Source organism: Roseovarius sp. MMSF_3350 (genome assembly GCF_030733425.1).
In the GTDB taxonomy this organism is placed as follows: domain Bacteria; phylum Pseudomonadota; class Alphaproteobacteria; order Rhodobacterales; family Rhodobacteraceae; genus Roseovarius.
In genome coordinates this window covers 299,087-319,545 of sequence record NZ_JASHIZ010000001.1, presented here as the reverse complement: position 1 = coordinate 319,545, position 20,459 = coordinate 299,087, and the positions used below count along the sequence as shown (strand labels likewise).

The following is a 20,459-nucleotide window of genomic DNA, read 5'->3' as shown; positions in this document are numbered from 1 at the left end:
CTCCCCTTACCTGTGATCAGTGTTGAGCTCGCGCTCAAGCCACTGCGAATATTGAGACACGCCATAACAGACGACGAAGAACAGAAGCGCGGCAAAGCCGAACAGCTCCCAGTAGACCCCGTTCCAATCGGTCGAGGCCAGGATCGGACCCCGGATCATGCCGACAAGGTCGAACATCGAGATGACCGAGACCAGAGTGGTGTCCTTGAACAGGCCCACCGCTACGTTCACGATGCCCGGGATCGAGATCTTCAGCGCCTGCGGCAGGATGATCAGCCGCATCGCCTGGGCATAGTCCAGCCCCAGACTGTCGCCGGCCTCGTACTGACCGCGCGGCAGGGCGGCGAGCCCCCCCCGGATCACCTCGGCGATATAGGCCGAGGCGAAGGCCGTGATCATGATGATCACCCGGATGATCAGGTCGAACGTCGTGCCCGGCGGCAGGAAATAGGCCAGCACCACGTTCGCCACGAACAGAAGCGTGATCAGCGGCACGCCCCGGATGAACTCGATGAAGACCACGCAGATCCACTTGATGATCGGCATGTCCGATTGCCGCCCCAGCGCCAGCGCGATGCCGATCGGGATCGACAGCGAGATACAGACCGTGCCCAGGATCATGTTGAGCATGAAGCCCCCCATGTCGCGCGACTGCACCTGTTCCAGCCTCAGCACCTCGATCTTGCCGATGCTGCCGGCCAGGATGATCGCGACGATGAGCACCCCGAGGCCCCCCAGCACCGCGACGCCGAAGCCTCTCTTCTCCAGCGTCTTGAAGGCGACATAGGCCGCGACGAACCCAAGCAGCAGAACCAGCGGCGGCACGATGGAGCCGCCCCAGATCAGCCAGAACGCCAGGAAGGGGTAAACGGCCGTAAAGAGCAACATCTTCCGTGGCAGATACTTGAAGAACATCACCGGCGCCGCCGCCACGAACAGCAGCAAGAAGGCCAGCGCCGGGCGCCAGTATTCCGTGCTGGGATACTTGAACCCGAACAAAAGCTGGTTCCAGCGGTCGCTCAGCACGGCAAAGCAGCCCCCCGTCGTGCCGTCCAGTATCTCGCGGCATTCGCGGATCGAGGCCGCATTCCAGATCCCGTTCAGGATCCAGGGCAGCGTCGCGGCCAGCAGGAAGTAGATCACCACGATCGCCGCCACGGTAAGAACCGCGTTGGGGACCGTCGCGAAGAGGTTCTGTTTCATCCACCTGGTGATGCCGGTTTCAGCCGCCGGGGGCGGCGTTTCCGGCAGCATGGTTTCACGAACATAAGCGACGGATTCTGCATGTGTGTCAGACATCTCAGCGCTCCTTCAGCCGGACGGCGTTGTTGTAGAGGTTCATCACCGCCGAGATCCCGAGGCTGATCAGCAGGTAGAACAGCATCAAGAGCAGCACGCATTCGATGGCGCGGCCCGTCTGGTTCAGCGTGATACCCCCCAGCGTCGCGGTGATGTCGGCATAGCCCACCGCAATCGCCAGCGAAGAGTTCTTGGTGATGTTGAGGTACTGCGAAATCAGCGGCGGGATAATCACCCGCAGCGCCTGCGGCAGGACCACCAGGTTCATGATCCGGCGCGGGCGCAGCCCCAGGCTCGCCGCGGCCTCCGTCTGGCCCTTGCTGACGGCCAGGATACCGGCCCGCACGTTCTCTGCGATGAAAGCGCCGGTATAGATCGACAGGGCGAACCACAAAGCGATCAGCGGTGCGCCGATCTGAAGGCCCCCGCGGAAGTTGAAGCCGCCCAGTTCCGGAAAGTCGAGCGAGATCGGCTGTCCCATGATGAAGAACACCAGGATCGACGGCACGAACAGGATCGCCAGTGACGGCCACCCCATCGGCAGCAGCTTGCCAGTGGCGTAAAGCAGCTTCTTGGCATAGCGGCGATAGGCGAAGACGCCGATGACCGACAGGATGAAAGTCACCACGACAACCATCGACCCCGGCCCCCAGACCGGCATCGGCACATAGACCCCCCGGTTGGTAAAGGCGACCGAGCCGAGAATCATCGAGGAATCCGGGTCATCGCCGCGGAACGCGCTCGGCGCGGGCAGCACGGCGGTCATGATCGTGAAGATGATGATGATCCAGATCAGCACCGGAACGTTGCGAAACGCCTCGACGTAGCCGGCCATCAGCTTGCGCACCAGCCAGTTGTTCGACAGCCGCAGCACGCCTGCGATCACGCCGAAGATCGTCGCAGTCAGACAGGCGAGAAAGGCCACCAGAAGCGTGTTCAGGATCCCCACGATGGCGGCGGTCAGGTGCGAACTTCGGCTGGTATAGTCCACCAGCGTCTGATTGATGTCGTACCCGGCCGGCTCGCCCAGGAACTCGTAGGAGATGTTCAGACCTGCTGCCCGAAGGTTCAGAACCAGGTTATAGCCCAGGTAGGCGATGATCGCGATCAGCACGATCAGGGCGATGAACTGGAATGTATAGGAACGATACCGCGTATCGTTCAACAGCATAGACGGTCGAAACGACTCCTGTTGAGGGTCGGTCATAATTGTCATCTGGAGTGTCCCCGTTGGCGGCCCGGATTTTTGTTTGCGCTTTTGCGCGGGTGGGCCTGTCCTTGGTTAGATGCGCGAAGGGCGCGGAGTGATCCGCGCCCTTCGACTTGGTATCTTAGCGGAACGGCGGCGAGTAGAGCAGGCCACCATCGGTCCATTGCGCGTTCAGACCGCGCGCCAGGCCGATCGGCGTGGTCTCACCGATGTTCTTCTCGAAGAGCTCGCCGTAGTTGCCGCCGGCCGAGATGGCCTTCACGGCCCAGTCGGCCTCGAGGCCCAGCATCTCGCCAAGGTTACCCTCGGTGCCGAGCAGGCGGTTGATCTCCGGGCTGTCGCCGGCGGTCGATGCCATGTCGGCGATGTTGGCGCTCGTGACGCCCAGCTCTTCGGCCGCGATCAGCGCGTTCAGGGTCCAGCGAACCACGTCGCCCCACTCGTTGTCGCCGTGACGGACCAGCGGGCCCAGCGGCTCTTTCGAGACGATCTCGGGCAGCAGGACATGCGCCGACGGATCTTCGAACGCGGCGCGCGTTGCGGCCAGGCCCGAGGCGTCGGTGGTGTAGACGTCGCATGCACCCGCCAGGTACTGCTGCTGCGCTTCGGCGTTGGTTTCGATCGGAACCGGCTCGTAGTTCATGCTGTTCTTGCGGAAATAGTCCGCCAGGTTCAGCTCGGTCGTGGTGCCGGTCTGGATGCAGACGGTCGCACCGTCCAGATCCTTGGCCGAGGAAACGCCCAGTTCTTTCGGAACCATGAAGCCCTGGCCGTCATAGTAGTTCACGCCGACGAACTCGAACTTCAGGTCGACATCGCGCGAGAAGGTCCAGGTGGTGTTCCGGGCCAGCATGTCGATCTCGCCCGAGGCCAGCGCGGTAAAGCGCGTCTTGCCGGTGGTGGGCACGAATTCGACAGCTTGCGGATCCCCCAGCACGGCGGCGGCAACGGCACGGCAGACGCCGACATCGAAGCCATCCCAGTTCCCGTTGTTATCCGGCGCGGCAAAGCCGACCAGACCCGTGGTCACGCCACAGTTCAGCGTGCCGCGTGCCTTGACATCGTCAAGCGTCGCGGCCGCAGCTGCGCCAGCCGTAAGGCCGGCCACCGTCAGCGCGCCTAGAAATACGGATTTTTTCATGTTTACCTCTTCCTGATGTATCCGCCCGTTGCAGGGCGGTTTGGTCGGCCCCAAAGGACCGGAGCGATACTGTGAAAGGGGTTCCCCCCACGTCAGTGTGCATAAGTGTGTGTGGATTCATTCCTGAAGGTCAAGACCCGTGTCACGAAAAACGATCGCCTCGGGGCAATGTTTCCGTTTGGGAAACCGCTGTTTAAGCCTCTGTCCCGGCCCCCTGAGCCAGATCGTGAAAGCGCTTGGCGTGCAGGAACTCGGCCCGTTTGATCGCCTCGGTCGCGCGGGCCTCCTCGTCAATGCCCCATTGTTCTTCCTGCCAGCGCTCGTCCAGACGCGAAACCTCCCACAATTCCCCGGCGGGCCAGACGCCTTCCATTGCGGCAAGCCCGATCACGAGAGAGCCGGACAGACCCACGAGATCGTGAAAGGCCGTCAGGGCGAAATTGTCCATCCCGTGCACGACTGCTGAAAAAAGCGCCAATGCATCCGGGTCCTGCGGGCGGTGCATCACGCCGGCCACCGGCACCAGCCGCGCCCCGTATCGCGCCTCCGCCCAGGCCAGCAGCGGATCCCAGGCCTCCGCCTGACGCGCGACAAGGCTGTCGGGGCTGTCCGCGCGATAACACAACAGGTCGGTGTCGCCATAACCGGCCAGCATCTCGGCTACTTCGGCGTGCTGGTGCTGCACCTTGTCGATGGCCGCATTGGCCGAGCGCGTGTTGGGCATCGTGTCGGGCCGGATCAGCTCCTCCTGCGCGTCCCACTCCTGGGCAATCGCTTCGGCCAGCGGGCGCGACGGCACCACCAGCGCGGCCTTGGCAGGGGTCTTGACAGGCCGGCCGTCCAAGCGGATGCCAAACCCGCCCGCGTCCTCGACAACGGCGGCCTCTTTCCAGAACCGCTTGGCCTTCCACTCGCTCATGCCGCGGTCTCCCATATCTGTTGCAGAAGGGGCGGCAGCGCGTCGAAGCTCTCGATCACGTACCGCGCCGCGCCCAACGCCTCGCGCGGGTGATAGCCCCAGCCGACGCCAATGCCCGCAACGCCCGAAGCCGCGGCCATCTCCATGTCGAAACTCGTGTCGCCGATCATCACCGCCTGGTGCGGCTCCAGCCCGGTCTCGGCCAGCGCCGCGCGAATCATCGACGGGTGCGGTTTCGACGGGTGGTGATCACTGACCTGCTGGGTGACGAACATGCGCTCCAGCCCATGCCCCTCCAGCAGCTTGTCCAGCCCTCGCCGCGACTTGCCCGTGGCCACGCCCAGCAGCGTCTCGGGCTGCGCGTGCAGCGCCTCCAGCACCTCCCGCGCCCCAGGATAAAGCGGCGAGGATTGCGCCGCCCCGATCTCGGCCCGCAGCGCGACATAGGCGTCCTTGTACCATCCCACCATGCGGCTCTGTATTTCCGGCGGCAGGTCCGGCGCCAGAAACGCGATCGCCCGGTCCAGCGACAGCCCGACGATCGACAGGATCGTATCGCGCGACGGCGCTTCGCGCCCGGCTCTCGCAAAGGCATGGGTCATCGCCGCGACGATATCCGCCTGGCTGTCCACCAGCGTGCCGTCCACGTCGAAGATCACCAGCCGCAGCGCGCTCATCGCAGCGCCTCGAACGGGTCTTCGGCGGCCAGGTCCGGCGTCCAGCCCAGCGTCTCGAACGTGTTCGCCATGTGCTCGGGCAGCTCCGCGTCGATCACCACCGGCTTTTTCGTCACCGGATGCTCGAACGCCATGGTCCGCGCATGAAGGTGCAGCTTGTTCGAGATGATCCCGCCCAGCTTGGCCCCCCATCCATCGCCAAGGTTCTCCTGGCTCGACCCACCATACTTGCCGTCGCCCACGATGGGATGTCCGATCTCGGCCATATGCGCGCGCAACTGGTGTGTCCGGCCCGTGATCGGCTCCATCGCCACCCAGGACGCACGGCTCGCCACCCGGTAAAGCGTGGCATACTGCGTGATCGCCCGCTTGGCACCCTTGGTGCGGTCCACCTCGCCGGGATGGATGCAGACCATCTTCTCGCCCTCGCCACGTGCACCATGCCCCCCGGCCTTGACCAGCCCGTACTTGATCTCGCCCAGGTAGGGCGTCGGCACACCGGCCACCACGGCCCAGTAGATCTTGCGCGTCTCGCGGTGCCGGATCGCCTGGGTCATCGCCGCCGCCATCGCCCGCGTGCGGGCCAGGATCAGAACGCCGGACGTATCCTTGTCCAACCGGTGCACCAGCCGCGGCGCATCCTCCATCCCGAACCGCAGCGCATCGGCCAGCCCGTCCACGTGCCGGGTCAGCTTGCTGCCCCCCTGCACCGGCAGGCCCGGCGGCTTGTTCAGCGCAATGATATGATCGTCGCGATAGATCACCGCGTCCTGGATCATTTTCGCGTCGGCGTCCGAAATCTTCGTCTTCTGTTTCTCCACCGGCGCGCTTTCCACCTCGCCCGGCTCCGGCAGCGGCGGCACGCGCACCTGCTGGCCCTCTTCCAGCCGCGTGTTTGCCTTGACCCGCCCGCCATCGACGCGCAGCTCGCCCTTGCGGCACATCTTCTCGATCCGGCCCTGCGCCACGTGCGGAAACCGCCGCCGCAGCCAGCGGTCCAACCGCTGGTCGCCCTCGCCGGGCTCGACCGTCAATGTCTGCACACCGCTCATGCCCAAAGCCCTCGCGCCAGCCAGATTCCCAGCGCCAGCCCGAGAATCGACAGCCCCACCGACAGGATCACGTAAAGCGCCGCCGTCCCCACCGCGCCACGCTCATATAGGGTGAACGCCTCCAACGAGAAGGCCGAAAAGGTCGTGAACCCGCCCAGCACCCCCGCCATCAGAAACGGGTTCAGATGCGTCAGGTCCTTCTGGAACGTGTAAACCACCACCATCCCCATCAGGAAAGACCCCACGATATTCACCGGCAGCACGCCCAGCGGCAGACCGCCGCTGACATGCCGCGCCGCGGCCAGCCCCACGCCGAAGCGCAGCATCGAGCCTATGGCGCCGCCAAGGCCCACCTGGAGAAAGGTCATCCACATGGCCGCGTCTGTCGCCTCTGCCCCCGGCTTTGTCAAGCTGGGCAGGCCGCGCTTGCATGTACCGCCCGCAACGCTAACCTGCGCCGACCCAAAGACCCGGAGCCCGCCATGCAAAACCCCGACAGCTTCCTGCGCCGCCTTTTCGACCGTGCCGTGGAAGTGGCCGACCCGATGCAAAGCCTCGCCGCGCACCTGCCGCCCCGCCCCGAGGGGCGCCTCGTGGTGATCGGCGCCGGCAAGGCCAGCGCCCGCATGGCCGAAGCGGTCGAGGCCGCCTATGGCCCCTGCGAGGGTCTGGTGATCACCCGTTACGGCTACGCCCGCCCTTGCGACGGCATCGAGATCGTCGAGGCCGCGCATCCGGTGCCGGATCAGGCCGGCGTCGACGCCACCCGCCGGATGCTGACGCTGCTGGAGGGTTGCGGCGAAGGTGACACCGTGCTGGCGCTTATCTCCGGCGGCGGCTCCGCGCTGCTCTGCGCCCCGGCGACCGGCATCACCCTCAACGAGAAACAGGCGCTCACCGACGCGCTTCTGGCCTCCGGCGCGCCCATCGGCGCCATAAACGGAATCCGCAAACAGATCTCGGCGGTCAAGGGCGGCAAACTCGCCGCCGCCGCCCACCCGGCCAGAATGCTCGCGCTCCTGATCTCCGACGTCCCCGGCGACAACCCCGGCGACATCGCCAGCGGCCCCACCGTGGGCGACACCGGCACTCCGGCCCGTGCCCTGGAAACACTCAACCGCTGGAACGTGACGCCCTCGCCCTCGATCACCGACTACCTCAATGCCGGCGGCAATCCCCTGCCTCCCGACGACCCGCGCCTCTCGACGGTGGAAAACGTGATCTACGCCGCCCCCTCGCAATCGCTCGCCGCCGCCGCCGAAATCGCCCAAGCGGAAGGCATCGAGGTCCAGATCCTCGGCGACGCCCTCGAAGGCGAGGCCCGCGACGTCGCCGCCAAGCACGCGACCCTCGCGCGCAAGGCCCAGGGCAACAAACCCGTCCTCCTCCTGTCGGGCGGCGAACTCACCGTCACCCGCCGCGGCAACGGCATCGGCGGCCCCAACGCCGAATACTGCCTCGCCCTCGCCATCGCCCTCGACGGCGCGCCCGGCATTCACGCCCTGGCCTGCGATACCGACGGCGTCGACGGCGCGGCGGAAGTGGCCGGCGCGGTCATCTCGCCCGACACTCTCACGAAAGCCCCCGACGCCGCCGACGCGCTGGCCATCAACGACGCGCACGGCTTCTTCGGGCGCATCGGCGATCAGGTGGTGACCGGCCCGACGCTCACCAACGTCAACGATTTCCGCGCGATCCTCGTTCTGCCACGGACACGATGAATCAGGCCCCAAACGCCTCGGCAATTCCGCCCCCGAACATACCCCGGACCCGCATAGAGGCGCGGCACCATGCGTTCCATGCCACAAATGGCTTATGCCGCCGCGCACCATTGGACAGGGCGCGGCGGCGCTTGTATGAGGATGGTCATAAAAACGTCACGGGGCAAAAGGTGCGTGTGCATGGCTGACAAACTCTTCGGAACCGACGGCGTCCGGGGCGAGGCCAACACATGGCCCATGACCGCCGAACTTGCGTTGAAACTCGGCGCCGCGGCCGGGCGGCATTTCCGCCGCGACAACCAGGAACACCGCGTGGTGATCGGCAAGGACACCCGCCTGTCGGGCTACATGATCGAATACGCCCTGACCGCCGGTTTCGCCTCGACCGGCATGGATGTCTTCCTGCTCGGCCCCGTGCCCACGCCCGCCGTGGGCTACCTCACGCACTCACTGCGCGCAGATGTCGGCGTCATGATCTCTGCCAGTCACAACCCCGCCAGCGACAACGGGATCAAGCTTTTCGGTCCCGACGGCTTCAAGCTGTCGGACGACTCCGAGGCGGGAATCGAACAATTGCTGCAAGACGGAGCGCGCCTGGCCAAGCCGGAAAACATCGGCCGCGCCAAGCGGTTCGAGGACGCCCGCGGCCGGTATGTCGAATACGCCAAGACGACCTTCCCCTATCGCGGCCGGCTCGAAGGGCTGCGCATCGTGGTCGACTGCGCCAACGGTGCCGCCTACAAGACCGCGCCCGCCGTCCTGTGGGAACTTGGTGCCGATGTCATCCCTCTGGGGATCGAGCCCGACGGCACCAACATCAACTTCGAATGCGGCTCCACCCATCCCGACGCGGCGGCCCGCAAGGTGCTGGAAACCCGCGCCGACCTGGGCATCTGCCTGGACGGCGATGCCGACCGCCTCGTGCTGATCGACGAAACCGGGCATATCGCCGACGGAGATCAGATCATGGCCCTCATCGCCACCCGCTGGGCCGCCGAAGGCCGGCTCAAGGGCGATACGCTGGTCGCCACGGTCATGTCCAACCTCGGGCTGGAACGGCACCTCGCCGCCAAGGGGATCGGCCTCAAGCGCACCAAGGTCGGCGACCGCTACGTGGTCGAGGAAATGCGCGCCGGTGGCCACAATCTGGGCGGCGAACAATCCGGCCATATCGTCATGACCGATTACGCCACCACCGGCGACGGCCTGATCGGCGCCCTGCAATTCCTCGCCTCGATGGTGGAAACCGGCCAGAAGGCCAGCGAGCTTGCCCGCGTCTTCACGCCCGTCCCGCAAAAGCTCGTGAACGTCCGCTTCCAGTCCGGCCAGACCCCGCTCGAGGCCGACGTGGTGCAGCAGGCCATCGCCAACGGCGAAAAGAAGCTGGGCAGCGACGGTCGCCTGCTGATCCGCAAATCCGGGACCGAACCGCTCATACGCGTCATGGGAGAGTCCGTCGATCCGGCGCTGCTGGACACGGTGCTGGAGGATGTCGTCGGCGCGGTGAAACAGGCAACCGTCTGAGGTTCTTCGGGGCGCACCTCAGGTGTGACGCTCGGCCCCTTGCCCACAGCGAAAAGCCCCCGATGCATGGCAACGGGGGCTTTCAAAGTTCAGCGAAGGCCGATCCCTCAGCTTTCGTATTTCTTCTTGATCGGCTTCCAGATCCGCTTGTTTGTCAGGTACAGCAGCACCGACAGCAGCGTCAAGAAGATCACCCCGGTCAGGCCCGCCTGCTTGCGGTCCATCATCTTGGGCTCCGCCGTCCACATCAGGAACGCCGCGACATCCTTGGAAATCGCGCTCAGGTCGTTCGCGTGACCATCGGCATATTCCACGTCCTCGCCGTAAAGCGGCGGCGCCATCCCGATCCAGGTTCCCGGATAAGCGGTGTTCTCGTAAAGCGTGGTTCCCGCTTCTTCCTTGGTCTCGCCGGTATATCCGGTCAGCAGAGAATAGATGTATTCCGGCCCGCCCATGCCTTTGACAAGCTGGTTGATCCCCGTCCCTGCGGGACCGTGGAACCCGGCACGGGCCTTGGCCATCAGGCTGAGGTCGGGTGCGTTTTCCAGGTTGGACCCGGGGAAATGGTCGACCGGGCGTGCCGCACGGAAATCGTCCAGTTCCTCATCGAACACTTCGAAGTTCTGTTCGGCATAGGCACGCACTTCAGCTTCCGAGAAATGCGGCCCGCCCTCGTCGGCCAGCGTTCGCAGCGGCACGTATTGCAGCCCGTGGCAGGACGCACAGACCTCGGTATAGACCTGCAGTCCGCGCTGAAGCTGTGCCTGGTCGAAGCTGCCGAACGGTCCCTCGAAGGAAAAGTCGACATCCTTGGTGTGGCCGCCCTCACCGGCGGCGAACGCGCCACCGGTCGAAAGGGCCAGGGCCGTGACTGCGCTGATCGCGAATGTCTTCATCATTTGCCTGATCCTTTCTCTTACTCGGCCGGGCTGGCAACGGTGGTCGTGCCGCCGGTCGTCGCCTTGTGCGCCTCGAAATCCTCTTCGATGGTCTCGGGCATCGGCAACGGTTTCTCGATCACGCCCAACAGCGGCAGGATCACCAGGAAGTAGGCGAACCAATAGGTCGAGGCGATCAGCGAGTAGGTCGCATAGGGCTCTTCCGCCGGGCGGGCGCCCAGCCACATCAGCAGCACGAAGTCGACCGCCAGCAGCCAGAACCACCATTTGAACATCGGCCGATACCGGCCCGAGCGCACCATCGAGGTGTCCAGCCATGGCGCCAGCGCCATCACGGCGATCGCGCCGAACATGGCCAGCACGCCAAAGAACTTGGCATCGATGATGCCGCCGGTGATGAAGGATGCGAACTGCACCACCCACACGTCCGACGTGAACGCCCGCAGGATCGCGTAGAACGGCAGGAAATACCATTCGGGCACGATATGCGCCGGCGTCGCCAGGGCGTTGGCCTCGATATAGTTGTCGGGGTGGCCCAGGTAGTTCGGCATGAAGCCCACGATGGCAAAGAACACCGCCAGGATCACGGCCAGTGCGAACAGGTCCTTGATCACGAAATAGGGCCAGAACGAAACGGTGTCCTTCTCGGCCTCGGCCTTCGAGGTGCGGCGCACTTCGACACCCGTGGGATTGTTGTTGCCCGTTGTGTGGAACGCCCAGATATGCACGGCCACGAGGGCGGCAATCACGAAGGGCAGCAGGTAATGCAGGCTGAAGAAGCGGTTCAGCGTGGCGTTGTCCACCGCCGGACCACCCAGCAGCCATGTCTGGATCGGCTCACCGATCAGCGGGATCGCCCCGAACAGCCCGGTGATCACCGTGGCTCCCCAGAACGACATCTGCCCCCAGGGCAGCACGTAGCCCATGAAGGCCGTGCCCATCATCAGCAGGTAGATCAGCATCCCGATGATCCACGTGATTTCGCGCGGCGCCTTGTAGGAGCCGTAGTAAAGACCGCGGAAGATATGCAGGTAGACCGCAAAGAAGAACAGCGAGGCGCCGTTCATGTGCAGGTAGCGAAGCATGTGCCCGCCGTTGACGTTGCGCATGATGTGCTCGACCGACGCGAACGCCTCGTCCACATGCGGCGTATAGTGCATCGCCAGGACGATACCGGTGACGATCTGCAGCACCAGGCAGAAGGTCAGCACGATGCCCCAGATCCACATCCAGTTCAGGTTCTTGGGCGTGGGGATCATGATCGTGTCGTACAGAAGACCGACAATGGGAAGGCGGCGGTTCAGCCACTTCTCGCCACTGGTTTTCGGCTCGTAATGGTCGTGAGGAATTCCAGCCATTGTTGTTATTCCTTATCCCAGTTTCACGGTCGTTTCGTCGACGAACTCGGCAATCGGCACCGGCAGGTTCGTCGGCGCGGGGCCTTTGCGGATCCGTCCCGCCGTGTCGTAGTGCGACCCGTGGCAGGGGCAGAACCAGCCACCCACGCCGCTGTCCAGCACGTAATCGCCGGCATTGCTCAGCGGCACGCAGCCCAGGTGCGTGCACACACCGATCTGCACCAGCCACTCGCCGGTTTCATCCAGCGCCCGGTTCTCGTCCGAGGCGGGAACCTCGCCTTGCAGGTTCTCGTTCCGCGCGATCGGGTCGGGCAGGCTGGAGACGTCCGCTTCGCGCGCGGCCTCGATCTCGGCCTCGGTGCGGCGGCGGATGAAGACCGGCTTGCCCAGCCATTTCACCGTCAGTTGCGAACCCTGTTCGATACCGGACACGTCCACCCGGATCGAGCTGAGCGCCTGAACGTCGGCAGAGGGGTTCATCTGGTTGACCAGCGGCCAAACCGCTGCACCGACCGCCACGACACCCGCGCCGGCGGTCGCGTAATAAATGAAATCTCTGCGTGTACCTTCGTGGTCTTCTGCGTGGGACACGAGCCAATCTCCAATCTGTCTGAGCCTTCTAGGCAAATCCCCGTATGCGGCAGACGGACGACTCCCCTCACCGCGATCATGCGCGTATTTATCCAAGCTTGCCTGAGGCGTCCAGTGCACAATGCCAATCATTTGAAGAGGGTGCTCATCTGTCGCGCTTGTGACGGTCCCGCCGCGGGTGTAAGCACGAGCCAACCCGCGCTGTTTCTTGAAAAGGCCCGTATCATGCTGAATTCCGTTCGTGTTTCCCTGTTCGCCCTCCTCGCAATGGCCAGCCCCGCCGCCGCCGAGATCGAGCTCAGCTTTTATCTCGGCGCCCAGGGCGTGACCGAAAGCACCGCCAGCGGCACGCTGCCCAACGGCGGCGGCGGCTTCAGCCGCAACATCGGCTGGGACGGCAAACCCTTCGATGCGCCCATCTACTACGGTGGCCGCATCATGTACTGGACCGATACCAACTGGGGCTTCGGGCTCGAGGGCACGCACACCAAGGCCTACATGCCGGCGGGCGACGCCGCCGCCGTCGGCCTTACCCGGTTCGAGCTGTCGGACGGCCACAACATCTTCACCGCCAACGTGATGAAACGCTGGCCCGGCGCGTTCAACCAGGGCCGCTTCACGCCCTATGTCGGCGGCGGCCTCGGCGTCGCGGTTCCGCATGTCGATGCGCTTGCCGTGGGCGCCACCAACCGCACCTACGACTACGAAAACACCGGCGTCGCGGTGCGCGGCATCGCCGGCATCAAGTACGACTTCACCGACCGCTGGGCGCTCTTCGGCGAATACCAGATGACTTATTCCGAGAACGACATCACCATCGACGGCGACCCCGGCCAGCCCGACGGCCGCCTCAGCACCGACCTGCTGACCCACGCGCTGAACTTCGGCATCAGCTACAGCTTCTAGGGTCTGGCGCGCGCCCCCGGCGCGCGCTATTGACCTGTCATGACCATGAAACGCCCACACCGCTCCGGCGCGACCCGCGGCATCGGCCTGATGCTGCTCTGGGCGTTTCTTGTCGTCTACACCGCCTATTCCTCCTTCGCACCGGGCACCATGCCCCAGTTCCAGCCCGGCGGCATCACGGTCGTGCTCTGTACCGGCGATGCCGAGCGCAGCATCACCGTCGATGAAAACGGCACCCCCGTCGAGGCCGAGGACGTGCCCTGCCCCTGGGTCACACACGCCAAGGCCGCCGAACCGGCGGTCGCCCCGATCCTTGCCGCGCGCCCGATCCGCGCCACCCATCGCGACGCCGTTCTGGTTCACGCGGCAGCCCCGCTCCCGCGCCCCGGATTTCCCCCGGCGCAACCCCGCGCACCCCCCGCATACCTTTGATCTGACTGCACTTACCCAACTGCTTCACATCAAAGGAGAACCGTCATGGTTTCCGACCCTACCCCCATGGGCGCGGCCCAGACCGCTGCGCATGACCCGCAAAAACTCTACCGCGCCGCGTGGCGCTGGCACTTCTACGCCGGGCTTTACGTCATCCCCTTCTTCGCCCTTCTGGCCATCACCGGCCTGATGATGCTCTGGATCGCTCATCTTGACGGGCGCGACGGCGAACGTATCCCCGTCACCGCATCGGAGGCACCCACGGCCGTCTCGGATCAGGCCAAGGCAGCCCTCGCCGCCGTCCCCGAGGGCGAGCTGCGCGCCTATATCGCGCCCCGCACCGATGATGTCGCCGCGGTTTTCCGCGTGGACGATGCCACCGGCCCGCAGATGGTCGCCGTCGATCCCTACACGGCTCGGGTCATCCAAAGCTGGCCGCGCCGCAGCGGCTGGTACGACTTTGCCGACAGCCTGCACAGCGACATCAGGCTTGGCGTCACCGGCGACCGGATGCTGGAAATCGCCGCCTCCATCGGCATGGTCCTGATCGCCACCGGCCTTTACATGTGGTGGCCCCGCGGCGGCGGCACCTGGCGCGAGGCTCTGTTGCCCCGCCTGGGCCGGGGCCGCGCCGGCTGGCGTTCCCTGCACGGCGCAGCGGGCTTCTGGATCTCCATCATCCTCATCTTCTTCCTGATCTCGGGCCTCTCTTGGACCGGTATCTGGGGCGCCAAGATGGTTCAGGCCTGGAGCCAGTTCCCCGCCGAGAAATGGGACAATGTCCCCCTTTCCGACACCACCCATGCCAGCCTCAACGCCGGCCGCGCCGACGTGCCCTGGGTGCTGGAACAGACACCCCTGCCCGCCTCTGGCAGCCAGGCCGGCACCGACGGCCTCGCCCCCGGCACCCCGGTCAATATCGACAGCATGGATGCGCTGGCCCGCCAGATCGGCTTTGACGGGCGCTACCAGATGAACCTGCCCTCGGGCGAGACCGGCGTCTACACCTTCGGACGGGATTCGATGAACACCGATGACGTGAACCCCACGACCGACCGTACCACCCACGTGGACCGATATACCGGGAAGATCCTCGCCGATATCCGATACGAGGACTACTCGCTCGCCGGCAAGGCCATGGCCGTGGGCATCGCGCTGCACATGGGCACGCTGGGCCTCTGGAGCGTTCTGGCCAACACCGCCTTCTGCCTGACGGTCCTGATGCTCTGCGTCACGGCGGTGGTGATGTGGTGGAAACGCCGCCCCTCGGGCACCGCCCGCCTCGCCCCGCCGCCGATGCCCGCCAAAATGCCGCTCTGGTCCGGCGCAGTGCTGGTGGGTCTGCTGGTCTCGCTGGCCTTCCCGCTGGCGGGCCTCACGCTGATCGGGGTCATCGCGCTCGACGTGTTGGTCATCTCCCGCATCCCGCCGCTGCGGCGCCTGCTGACCTGAGCCACATGAAGCGGCCCGGGGTCTCTCCACCCCGGGCCGCTTTCTTTGAACGCTGCAACTCTGCGACCCGACACATGGTCATGTTCAACGCAGAGGACCACACAATGAAACGCGACAGCTTCCAGTTCATCGACAGTGCCATCGACGATTTCACCGGCAGCACCTCTACAAATAAGGGTGTATTCAGCCTCAACGGCCGCCCCGACCTGCCCGGCGATTTCACCGATGGCGAAGACAGCCACGATGGCGCCCCCGGCGGCCGCGTCCTGCCCGGCGAGGTGCATGGCACGAAAGGCGACGACCATATCTTCGACACCAATACCGCGGACGGCTCACGATACTACGGCTTCGCCGGCGACGACACGATCGAAACCGGCGCGGGAAATGACAGCGTCTTCGGCGGGCTGGGCAATGACGTGATCATCGCCAATGGCGGCGATGACGTCGTCGTTGGCGGCGAGGGCGACGACAACCTCTATGGCGAGGCCGGCGACGACAGCATCCACACCGGCGAAGGCGCCGATATCGTCTTCGGCGGCACGGGCGACGATTTCATCTTCCTGACCGACGACGGCGACGTGGACAGCGTCTACTTCGTGCAAGGCAACGGCAACGACGTGATCGACAATTTCGAGACCGGGATCGACCAGGTCGGCATCGGCGGCTTCGGCTTTACGTCCTTCGCCGACATCGAAGGGCTTATCACCTATTCCGGCGATCAGGCGCTGATCGACCTCGGCAATGGCGACTCGATCATCTTCACCGGCCTCGAAGCGCCGCTCGCCGCCGACGACTTCATCTTCTGACTCAGTCGGGCGCGGTGGCCGTCATGCTCTCGCGCTCGGCAAACGCCTTGAACCAGTCGGCCAGCGCGTCATTCCCCTTGCGCCACCCCCGGTCGCCCAGCCGGAAATCAAGATAGCCCAGCGCACAGCCCACCGCGATCTGCCCCGCATCCAGCGGCCCGCGCAAATGGCTCATCCACCGCGCATTGATCGCCGCCGCGCTGCGCGCGACCTTTTCCCACTGCGCCTCGATCCACGGCTCGTAGACCATGGCTTCGGACCTTACCCGCCGCTCGTAGACCATCGCCAGCGCCGCATCCAGAATCCCGTCCGCCGTCGCCTCCAGCGTCAGCGTCTCCCAGATCCGGCCCTGCGGGTACAGCGTCGTGCCCGCCCGCGCATCGAGGTAGCGACAGATCACCCGGCTATCGTACAGCGTCGGCCCGTCATTGCGAACAAGCGCCGGGATCTTGCCCACCGGGTTCGCCGCCGCCACCGCCGCATCGGTCGCCACCGGCGTGGTCGTCACCTCGACCATCTCGACCTCGTCGATCAGCCCGGTCTCGATCAGGGTCACCTTCACCTTGCGCCCATAGGGCGACGGCTTGGCAGAGATCAGTTGCATCGCACATCCCTTTCCGATTTTCCCACAGGCTACGCCGCCGATCCGCCAAGGTCTAGCTGCCCGCCTCCCGCATCAGCGCGGCCAGCGCCCCGGTCTGCACACCCATCCCCGATGCCTCCACCGCCTCGGCGGCCCGCAGGCGCACATCATCCGTCTTGTTCTGGTTCAACTTCCATGTGCCGGCTATTTCGTCCACCCGCATCCGGCACGGCACGATCTGCCGCATCATCCGGTCCATCACGTCCGGCGTCATCTTGTCCGACGTCCACGGCGCCTTCGGAAGCAACTGCTCCTCGAACTGCGCCGATTGCCGGTCCAGCAAATCGCGCATCTCGTCCTGCGGCCGCAACTCCACTTCCCCCACCAGATGCACCGCCACGTAATTCCACGTCGGCACCTGGTCCTCTACGCCATACCAGTCCGGCGAGACATAGGAATACGGCCCAACGACAGCGATCCGCGCATGCAAAGGCGCAGAGAGCGCCCGCGCGATCGGGTTCGAGCGCACAAGGTGAAACTCCGCCACCTCCCCGTTCTCCGACAACAGGAACGGGATATGGCTCATCAGCGGCGCGCCCTCGCTCGCCACCGCCAGCACGCCAAAGCCCTGCGCCCGCGCGAAGGCGATGTTCCGCGCGTCGGGCGTCTGGCGAAAGATCGGATTGGGATGCATGGCACGGCTCCTTTTGCGCCCACCATGTCGCGGCGCCGGGCCTCAAGGCCAGCAAAGAATTGTCCCCGTCACAATCGCGGCTCAGGGGTCCCGGGCCAATGCGGCGGTATCGTGATACTCGACAATCTCGGTGATCTGCCCGTCCCTGACCGCAAAGAACAGGGCCAGCCGCGTGTCGAACTGCCGCCCCGTCTGCTTGTGCGTCGCCCCGTGCGCCACTTGCGCCGCCGCCCGATCGCCGCTCACGATCAGGTCGACGATCCGGTAGTCGCTGATGTCCCACCGTTCCAGTATCGCGCCCACAGCATCATAGAACGCCGGTTTTCCCGTCACGTCACAGGTGAACTTCCCACATTCCGGCTGACCGTTGATCCAATAGCAAAGGTTGTCGGCCAAAAACGCATCCAGCGCGCCCGTGTCGCCGCTGGAATACGCCGTCACTGCCTTTTCGATAATCTCTTCCGTACGCATGCGCGCCTCCCCCGGCCGACCGCATACAGTCTAGCACATGGCGGGGTCCGCCGTCAGCCGCGCCGCATCATGCCCGGTCACGCGCGCCGACACGATCTGCCCCTCGGGCTGGTCACTGCCGAACGTCACCTCGGTGAACTGCTCGGTGCGCCCCATCCGGGCATTCTCCAGCAGAACCCTGTGCACGCGCCCCTGCTGTTCGTCCAGATGCCGCGCCACGCGCGCTGCGCCCACCGCCCGCAACCGCGCCGCCCGCTCCTTGATCGCCCGCCCGTCCACTTGCGGCATCCGCGCCGCCGGCGTGCCCGGCCGCGGGCTGTAGGGAAAGACATGCAGCCAGGTCAGCCCGCACTCCTCGACCAGCCGCAGCGAGTTCTCGAACGCCGCCTCTGTCTCGGTAGGGAACCCGGCGATGATATCCGCGCCAAAGGTCATATCGGGGCGCAGCGCACGCGCCTCCTCGGCAAACCGGATCGCGTCGTCCCGCAAATGCCGCCGCTTCATCCGTTTCAGGATCAGATCGTCGCCATGCTGCAAACTCAGATGCAGATGCGGCATCAGCCGCGCTTCGGTGGCAATCGCCCGCATCAGGTTCTCGTCCACCTCGATCGAATCGATCGACGATATCCGCAGGCGCGGCAGGTCCGGCACCAGCTTCAGGATACGCATCACCAGATCGCCAAGTTTCGGCTCGGCGGGCAGGTCTGCGCCCCAGCTTGTCAGGTCCACGCCGGTCAGCACCACCTCGTTGTATCCGCGATCCACCAGCCGCTTGATCTGATCCACCACAACCCCCGCCGGCACGCTGCGCGAATTGCCCCGACCGTAAGGTATGATGCAGAACGTGCAGCGATGGTCGCACCCGTTCTGCACCTGCACATAGGCGCGGCTCCGCGTGCCGAACCCGTCGATCAGATGCCCTGCCGTCTCGGTGACGCTCATGATGTCGTCCACCTGCACCGCCTCTGTCTCGCCGATGAAATCGGCGGCGAGGCCAGCCCAGGTGTCGCGCACCATCTTTTCGGTGTTGCCGATCACGGCATCCACCTCGGCCATGGCCGAAAACGTCTCCGGTTCCGTCTGCGCCGCGCAGCCCGTCACGATCAGCCGCGCCTCGGGGTTCTCGCGCCGCAGCTTGCGAATCTCCTGCCGCGCCTTGCGCACCGCCTCGGCGGTCACCGCGCAGGTGTTCACCACCACGGCATTCTCCAGCCCAACCGCGCCGGCAAGCTCCTTCATGGCTTCCGTCTCGTACGCGTTCAGCCGACAGCCCAGCGTGGTGAAGACCGGCGCGCTCATGACGCGGCCCTCAGGAAATCCGCCGTCAGCACCCCGTCGCAGACATGCATCGTCGGCCCGGTCATCCAGACGCCATCCTCGCGCCACTCCACCCGCAGCGTGCCGCCATCCAGGTCGATCCGCACCTTGCGCCCCGTCAGCCCCCGCCGTGCCGCCGCCACCGCGACCGCACACGAAGAAGACCCTGAGGCCAGCGTCAGGCCCACGCCCCGCTCCCAAACCCGCATCCGGATGTGATCGGGGCCGACAATGCTGGCCACCTGCACGTTGGTCCGCTCGGGAAACAGTGGATGATGCTCGTAGCGCGGCCCGAAACTCTCCATCGGCACCGCCTCGGCATCCTCGACAAAAAAGGTGCAATGCGGGTTGCCCATCCCCGTCGCCACAGGCCCGCCCTCTATGGGCAGTTCCAGCGTGTCCATTTCCTCGGCAAGCGGCACCCCGTCCCACTCCAGGAACGGCGCCCCCATGTTGACCGAGGTCAGCCCCTCGCCCGCGTCCACCGCATAAAGATCCCCCCGTGCCGTGGTCAGGTGCAGGCTCTCCTTGCCCGATTCGTCCAACAGATACCGCGCGATGCACCGCGTCGCGTTCCCGCAGGCCGCGGCCTGCGTCCCGTCACTGTTCCAGAACTCCAGATGCGCATCCCCCGCGCCCGCGTGCATCACCGCCATCTGATCGAACCCGATCCCGCGATGCCGGTCCCCGATGGCCCGCGCCAGTCCCGGCGTGACCTCCAGCGCGCGCACACGCGCATCCACGACGACAAAGTCGTTTCCCAGCCCGTGCATCTTCATGAAGGGCAACCCGGTGTCCTGTGCATCGCTCATGGCCGCGCATATAAAGCCCCCGTCTCGACGAATCCAGCCACACCGGAAAATTCCCTTCGATTCGGGCTTGACCCCCCTGCGCCCTCTTTCTAGATAGGCCGCCTAGTGGGCCGTTAGCTCAGTTGGTAGAGCAACTGACTTTTAATCAGTGGGTCGCAGGTTCGAATCCTGCACGGCTCACCACTTTTCACCGACTTGGCAGGTCACCATTCTACCTTTTGATGGGCCGCCGTGTTCAGGTGTGCCTACCTCTGCGGCATCTGAAAGCTTGAGTGACCAAGTATCGGAACACAGCTGCTCCAAACGCTGACACAGTGTGCCACACAAGGGACAATTCGTTCCCGTCTCGACTTTGTCATATCTGCACGTCGTGCGATCCCGGGCGCATCGGCGGGGTCGATCTGCTTCGCATTCCGTTCTTCCTTCGGCGTCGCGTTGGCGTTTGCCTCAGTGGTGACCGGTAGAACAACGATAGGTTCAACCACCCTTTCGCCGATTCAAAGATGGAGTTATCCGTTGTGATGTCGGACCACGGCGGCCTTCGGGGGCCGAAACGTTAGATCTTCGTTAAACTCTCCCCAGCGTCGAACACGGG

21 protein-coding genes and 1 tRNA gene are annotated in these 20,459 nt (G+C 65.1%); 7 read left to right on the top strand and 15 right to left on the bottom strand.

The features are described 5' to 3' along the window. Nucleotides 1-6: 6 nt before the first annotated feature. From RBB31_RS01555 to crcB, 7 genes are all read right to left on the bottom strand, one after another. Nucleotides 7-1,299, bottom strand: coding sequence for an amino acid ABC transporter permease (locus tag RBB31_RS01555; protein ID WP_306127500.1), 1,293 nt, complete (start codon nt 1,297-1,299; stop codon nt 7-9). A gap of 1 nt (nt 1,300) precedes the next feature. Continuing rightward, nucleotides 1,301-2,515 (bottom strand): amino acid ABC transporter permease, encoded by a 1,215-nt coding sequence (locus RBB31_RS01550; RefSeq protein ID WP_306127499.1) that lies wholly within the window; start codon nt 2,513-2,515, stop codon nt 1,301-1,303. A 115-nt stretch (nt 2,516-2,630) separates the two neighbouring features. After that, nucleotides 2,631-3,650 carry an amino acid ABC transporter substrate-binding protein gene (locus RBB31_RS01545; protein WP_306127498.1) on the bottom strand — a complete coding sequence of 340 codons (1,020 nt, stop codon included), beginning with the start codon at nt 3,648-3,650 and terminating at the stop codon, nt 2,631-2,633. Nucleotides 3,651-3,843: 193 nt separating this feature from the next. Further along, the gene (locus RBB31_RS01540) at nt 3,844-4,569 is read right to left on the bottom strand and encodes an ATP12 family chaperone protein (protein WP_306127497.1); all 726 of its coding nucleotides are present in this window, start codon (nt 4,567-4,569) and stop codon (nt 3,844-3,846) included. Beyond that, nucleotides 4,566-5,246, bottom strand: coding sequence for an HAD-IA family hydrolase (locus RBB31_RS01535; protein ID WP_306127496.1), 681 nt, complete (start codon nt 5,244-5,246; stop codon nt 4,566-4,568). Before RBB31_RS01535 ends, RBB31_RS01540 begins: the two co-directional genes overlap by 4 nt. After that, nucleotides 5,243-6,298: an RluA family pseudouridine synthase gene (locus RBB31_RS01530; RefSeq protein WP_306127495.1), complete on the bottom strand. Its 1,056-nt coding sequence runs from the start codon at nt 6,296-6,298 to the stop codon at nt 5,243-5,245. The genes RBB31_RS01535 and RBB31_RS01530 overlap by 4 nt, the downstream gene beginning before the upstream one ends. Next, nucleotides 6,295-6,672, bottom strand: coding sequence for a fluoride efflux transporter CrcB (crcB, locus tag RBB31_RS01525; RefSeq protein ID WP_306127494.1), 378 nt, complete (start codon nt 6,670-6,672; stop codon nt 6,295-6,297). The genes RBB31_RS01530 and crcB overlap by 4 nt, the downstream gene beginning before the upstream one ends. Before the next feature lie 108 nt (nt 6,673-6,780). On the opposite strand from crcB, the gene RBB31_RS01520 reads away from it, so the two are divergent. Beyond that, nucleotides 6,781-8,019, top strand: coding sequence for a glycerate kinase (locus tag RBB31_RS01520; protein WP_306127493.1), 1,239 nt, complete (start codon nt 6,781-6,783; stop codon nt 8,017-8,019). Between the two features lie 180 nt (nt 8,020-8,199). Continuing rightward, a complete protein-coding gene (gene glmM / locus RBB31_RS01515; protein WP_306127492.1) occupies nt 8,200-9,543 on the top strand; it encodes a phosphoglucosamine mutase in 1,344 nt (447 codons plus the stop codon). A 107-nt stretch (nt 9,544-9,650) separates the two neighbouring features. Here glmM and RBB31_RS01510 read toward each other — a convergent pair whose 3' ends face one another. From RBB31_RS01510 to petA, 3 genes are read right to left on the bottom strand one after another with little or no spacing between them, the layout of a single operon-like run. Beyond that, nucleotides 9,651-10,442, bottom strand: a complete 792-nt coding sequence (locus RBB31_RS01510) for a cytochrome c1 (RefSeq protein WP_306127491.1) — start codon at nt 10,440-10,442, stop codon at nt 9,651-9,653. Nucleotides 10,443-10,459: 17 nt separating this feature from the next. Further along, the gene (petB, locus tag RBB31_RS01505) at nt 10,460-11,800 is read right to left on the bottom strand and encodes a cytochrome b (protein WP_306127490.1); all 1,341 of its coding nucleotides are present in this window, start codon (nt 11,798-11,800) and stop codon (nt 10,460-10,462) included. A 12-nt stretch (nt 11,801-11,812) separates the two neighbouring features. After that, nucleotides 11,813-12,391, bottom strand: a complete 579-nt coding sequence (gene petA, locus RBB31_RS01500; RefSeq protein ID WP_306127489.1) for a ubiquinol-cytochrome c reductase iron-sulfur subunit — start codon at nt 12,389-12,391, stop codon at nt 11,813-11,815. 225 nt (nt 12,392-12,616) lie between these two features. On the opposite strand from petA, the gene RBB31_RS01495 reads away from it, so the two are divergent. The 4 genes from RBB31_RS01495 (at nt 12,617) to RBB31_RS01480 (ending at nt 15,987) form a co-directional block, all read left to right on the top strand. After that, nucleotides 12,617-13,297 (top strand): outer membrane protein, encoded by a 681-nt coding sequence (locus tag RBB31_RS01495; protein ID WP_306127488.1) that lies wholly within the window; start codon nt 12,617-12,619, stop codon nt 13,295-13,297. A 39-nt stretch (nt 13,298-13,336) separates the two neighbouring features. After that, nucleotides 13,337-13,729: a DUF2946 family protein gene (locus tag RBB31_RS01490; protein WP_306127487.1), complete on the top strand. Its 393-nt coding sequence runs from the start codon at nt 13,337-13,339 to the stop codon at nt 13,727-13,729. Nucleotides 13,730-13,774: 45 nt separating this feature from the next. After that, nucleotides 13,775-15,181 (top strand): PepSY domain-containing protein, encoded by a 1,407-nt coding sequence (locus tag RBB31_RS01485; RefSeq protein WP_306127486.1) that lies wholly within the window; start codon nt 13,775-13,777, stop codon nt 15,179-15,181. Nucleotides 15,182-15,285: 104 nt separating this feature from the next. Next, a complete protein-coding gene (locus tag RBB31_RS01480) occupies nt 15,286-15,987 on the top strand; it encodes a calcium-binding protein (protein WP_306127485.1) in 702 nt (233 codons plus the stop codon). Between the two features lies 1 nt (nt 15,988). Here RBB31_RS01480 and RBB31_RS01475 read toward each other — a convergent pair whose 3' ends face one another. The 5 genes from RBB31_RS01475 to dapF all read right to left on the bottom strand — a co-directional run bounded on the left by RBB31_RS01475 (nt 15,989) and on the right by dapF (nt 19,864). Beyond that, nucleotides 15,989-16,591: a glutathione S-transferase family protein gene (locus RBB31_RS01475; RefSeq protein WP_306127484.1), complete on the bottom strand. Its 603-nt coding sequence runs from the start codon at nt 16,589-16,591 to the stop codon at nt 15,989-15,991. A 52-nt stretch (nt 16,592-16,643) separates the two neighbouring features. Next, nucleotides 16,644-17,264: an FMN-binding negative transcriptional regulator gene (locus RBB31_RS01470; RefSeq protein WP_306127483.1), complete on the bottom strand. Its 621-nt coding sequence runs from the start codon at nt 17,262-17,264 to the stop codon at nt 16,644-16,646. An 81-nt stretch (nt 17,265-17,345) separates the two neighbouring features. Beyond that, nucleotides 17,346-17,735, bottom strand: a complete 390-nt coding sequence (locus tag RBB31_RS01465) for a nuclear transport factor 2 family protein (protein WP_306127482.1) — start codon at nt 17,733-17,735, stop codon at nt 17,346-17,348. 30 nt (nt 17,736-17,765) lie between these two features. After that, the gene (gene mtaB / locus RBB31_RS01460) at nt 17,766-19,034 is read right to left on the bottom strand and encodes a tRNA (N(6)-L-threonylcarbamoyladenosine(37)-C(2))-methylthiotransferase MtaB (RefSeq protein WP_306127481.1); all 1,269 of its coding nucleotides are present in this window, start codon (nt 19,032-19,034) and stop codon (nt 17,766-17,768) included. Then, a complete protein-coding gene (gene dapF, locus RBB31_RS01455) occupies nt 19,031-19,864 on the bottom strand; it encodes a diaminopimelate epimerase (RefSeq protein WP_306127480.1) in 834 nt (277 codons plus the stop codon). Before dapF ends, mtaB begins: the two co-directional genes overlap by 4 nt. Nucleotides 19,865-19,971: 107 nt before the next feature. Here dapF and RBB31_RS01450 point away from each other — a divergent pair. Next, nucleotides 19,972-20,047: transfer RNA gene (locus RBB31_RS01450), tRNA-Lys, on the top strand. Nucleotides 20,048-20,459 lie beyond the last annotated feature (412 nt).

Excerpts from the sequence above, each read along its gene's own strand:
- RBB31_RS01555 (WP_306127500.1), bottom strand. The coding sequence starts at position 1,299 with ATGTCTGACACACATGCAGAATCCGTCGCTTATGTTCGTGAAACCATG.
- RBB31_RS01550 (WP_306127499.1), bottom strand. The coding sequence starts at position 2,515 with ATGACAATTATGACCGACCCTCAACAGGAGTCGTTTCGACCGTCTATG.
- RBB31_RS01545 (WP_306127498.1), bottom strand. The coding sequence starts at position 3,650 with ATGAAAAAATCCGTATTTCTAGGCGCGCTGACGGTGGCCGGCCTTACG.
- RBB31_RS01540 (WP_306127497.1), bottom strand. The coding sequence starts at position 4,569 with ATGAGCGAGTGGAAGGCCAAGCGGTTCTGGAAAGAGGCCGCCGTTGTC.
- RBB31_RS01535 (WP_306127496.1), bottom strand. The coding sequence starts at position 5,246 with ATGAGCGCGCTGCGGCTGGTGATCTTCGACGTGGACGGCACGCTGGTG.
- RBB31_RS01530 (WP_306127495.1), bottom strand. The coding sequence starts at position 6,298 with ATGAGCGGTGTGCAGACATTGACGGTCGAGCCCGGCGAGGGCGACCAG.
- crcB (WP_306127494.1), bottom strand. The coding sequence starts at position 6,672 with ATGTGGATGACCTTTCTCCAGGTGGGCCTTGGCGGCGCCATAGGCTCG.
- RBB31_RS01520 (WP_306127493.1), top strand. The coding sequence starts at position 6,781 with ATGCAAAACCCCGACAGCTTCCTGCGCCGCCTTTTCGACCGTGCCGTG.
- glmM (WP_306127492.1), top strand. The coding sequence starts at position 8,200 with ATGGCTGACAAACTCTTCGGAACCGACGGCGTCCGGGGCGAGGCCAAC.
- RBB31_RS01510 (WP_306127491.1), bottom strand. The coding sequence starts at position 10,442 with ATGATGAAGACATTCGCGATCAGCGCAGTCACGGCCCTGGCCCTTTCG.
- petB (WP_306127490.1), bottom strand. The coding sequence starts at position 11,800 with ATGGCTGGAATTCCTCACGACCATTACGAGCCGAAAACCAGTGGCGAG.
- RBB31_RS01495 (WP_306127488.1), top strand. The coding sequence starts at position 12,617 with ATGCTGAATTCCGTTCGTGTTTCCCTGTTCGCCCTCCTCGCAATGGCC.
- RBB31_RS01490 (WP_306127487.1), top strand. The coding sequence starts at position 13,337 with ATGACCATGAAACGCCCACACCGCTCCGGCGCGACCCGCGGCATCGGC.
- RBB31_RS01485 (WP_306127486.1), top strand. The coding sequence starts at position 13,775 with ATGGTTTCCGACCCTACCCCCATGGGCGCGGCCCAGACCGCTGCGCAT.
- RBB31_RS01480 (WP_306127485.1), top strand. The coding sequence starts at position 15,286 with ATGAAACGCGACAGCTTCCAGTTCATCGACAGTGCCATCGACGATTTC.
- RBB31_RS01475 (WP_306127484.1), bottom strand. The coding sequence starts at position 16,591 with ATGCAACTGATCTCTGCCAAGCCGTCGCCCTATGGGCGCAAGGTGAAG.
- RBB31_RS01470 (WP_306127483.1), bottom strand. The coding sequence starts at position 17,264 with ATGCATCCCAATCCGATCTTTCGCCAGACGCCCGACGCGCGGAACATC.
- RBB31_RS01465 (WP_306127482.1), bottom strand. The coding sequence starts at position 17,735 with ATGCGTACGGAAGAGATTATCGAAAAGGCAGTGACGGCGTATTCCAGC.
- mtaB (WP_306127481.1), bottom strand. The coding sequence starts at position 19,034 with ATGAGCGCGCCGGTCTTCACCACGCTGGGCTGTCGGCTGAACGCGTAC.
- dapF (WP_306127480.1), bottom strand. The coding sequence starts at position 19,864 with ATGAGCGATGCACAGGACACCGGGTTGCCCTTCATGAAGATGCACGGG.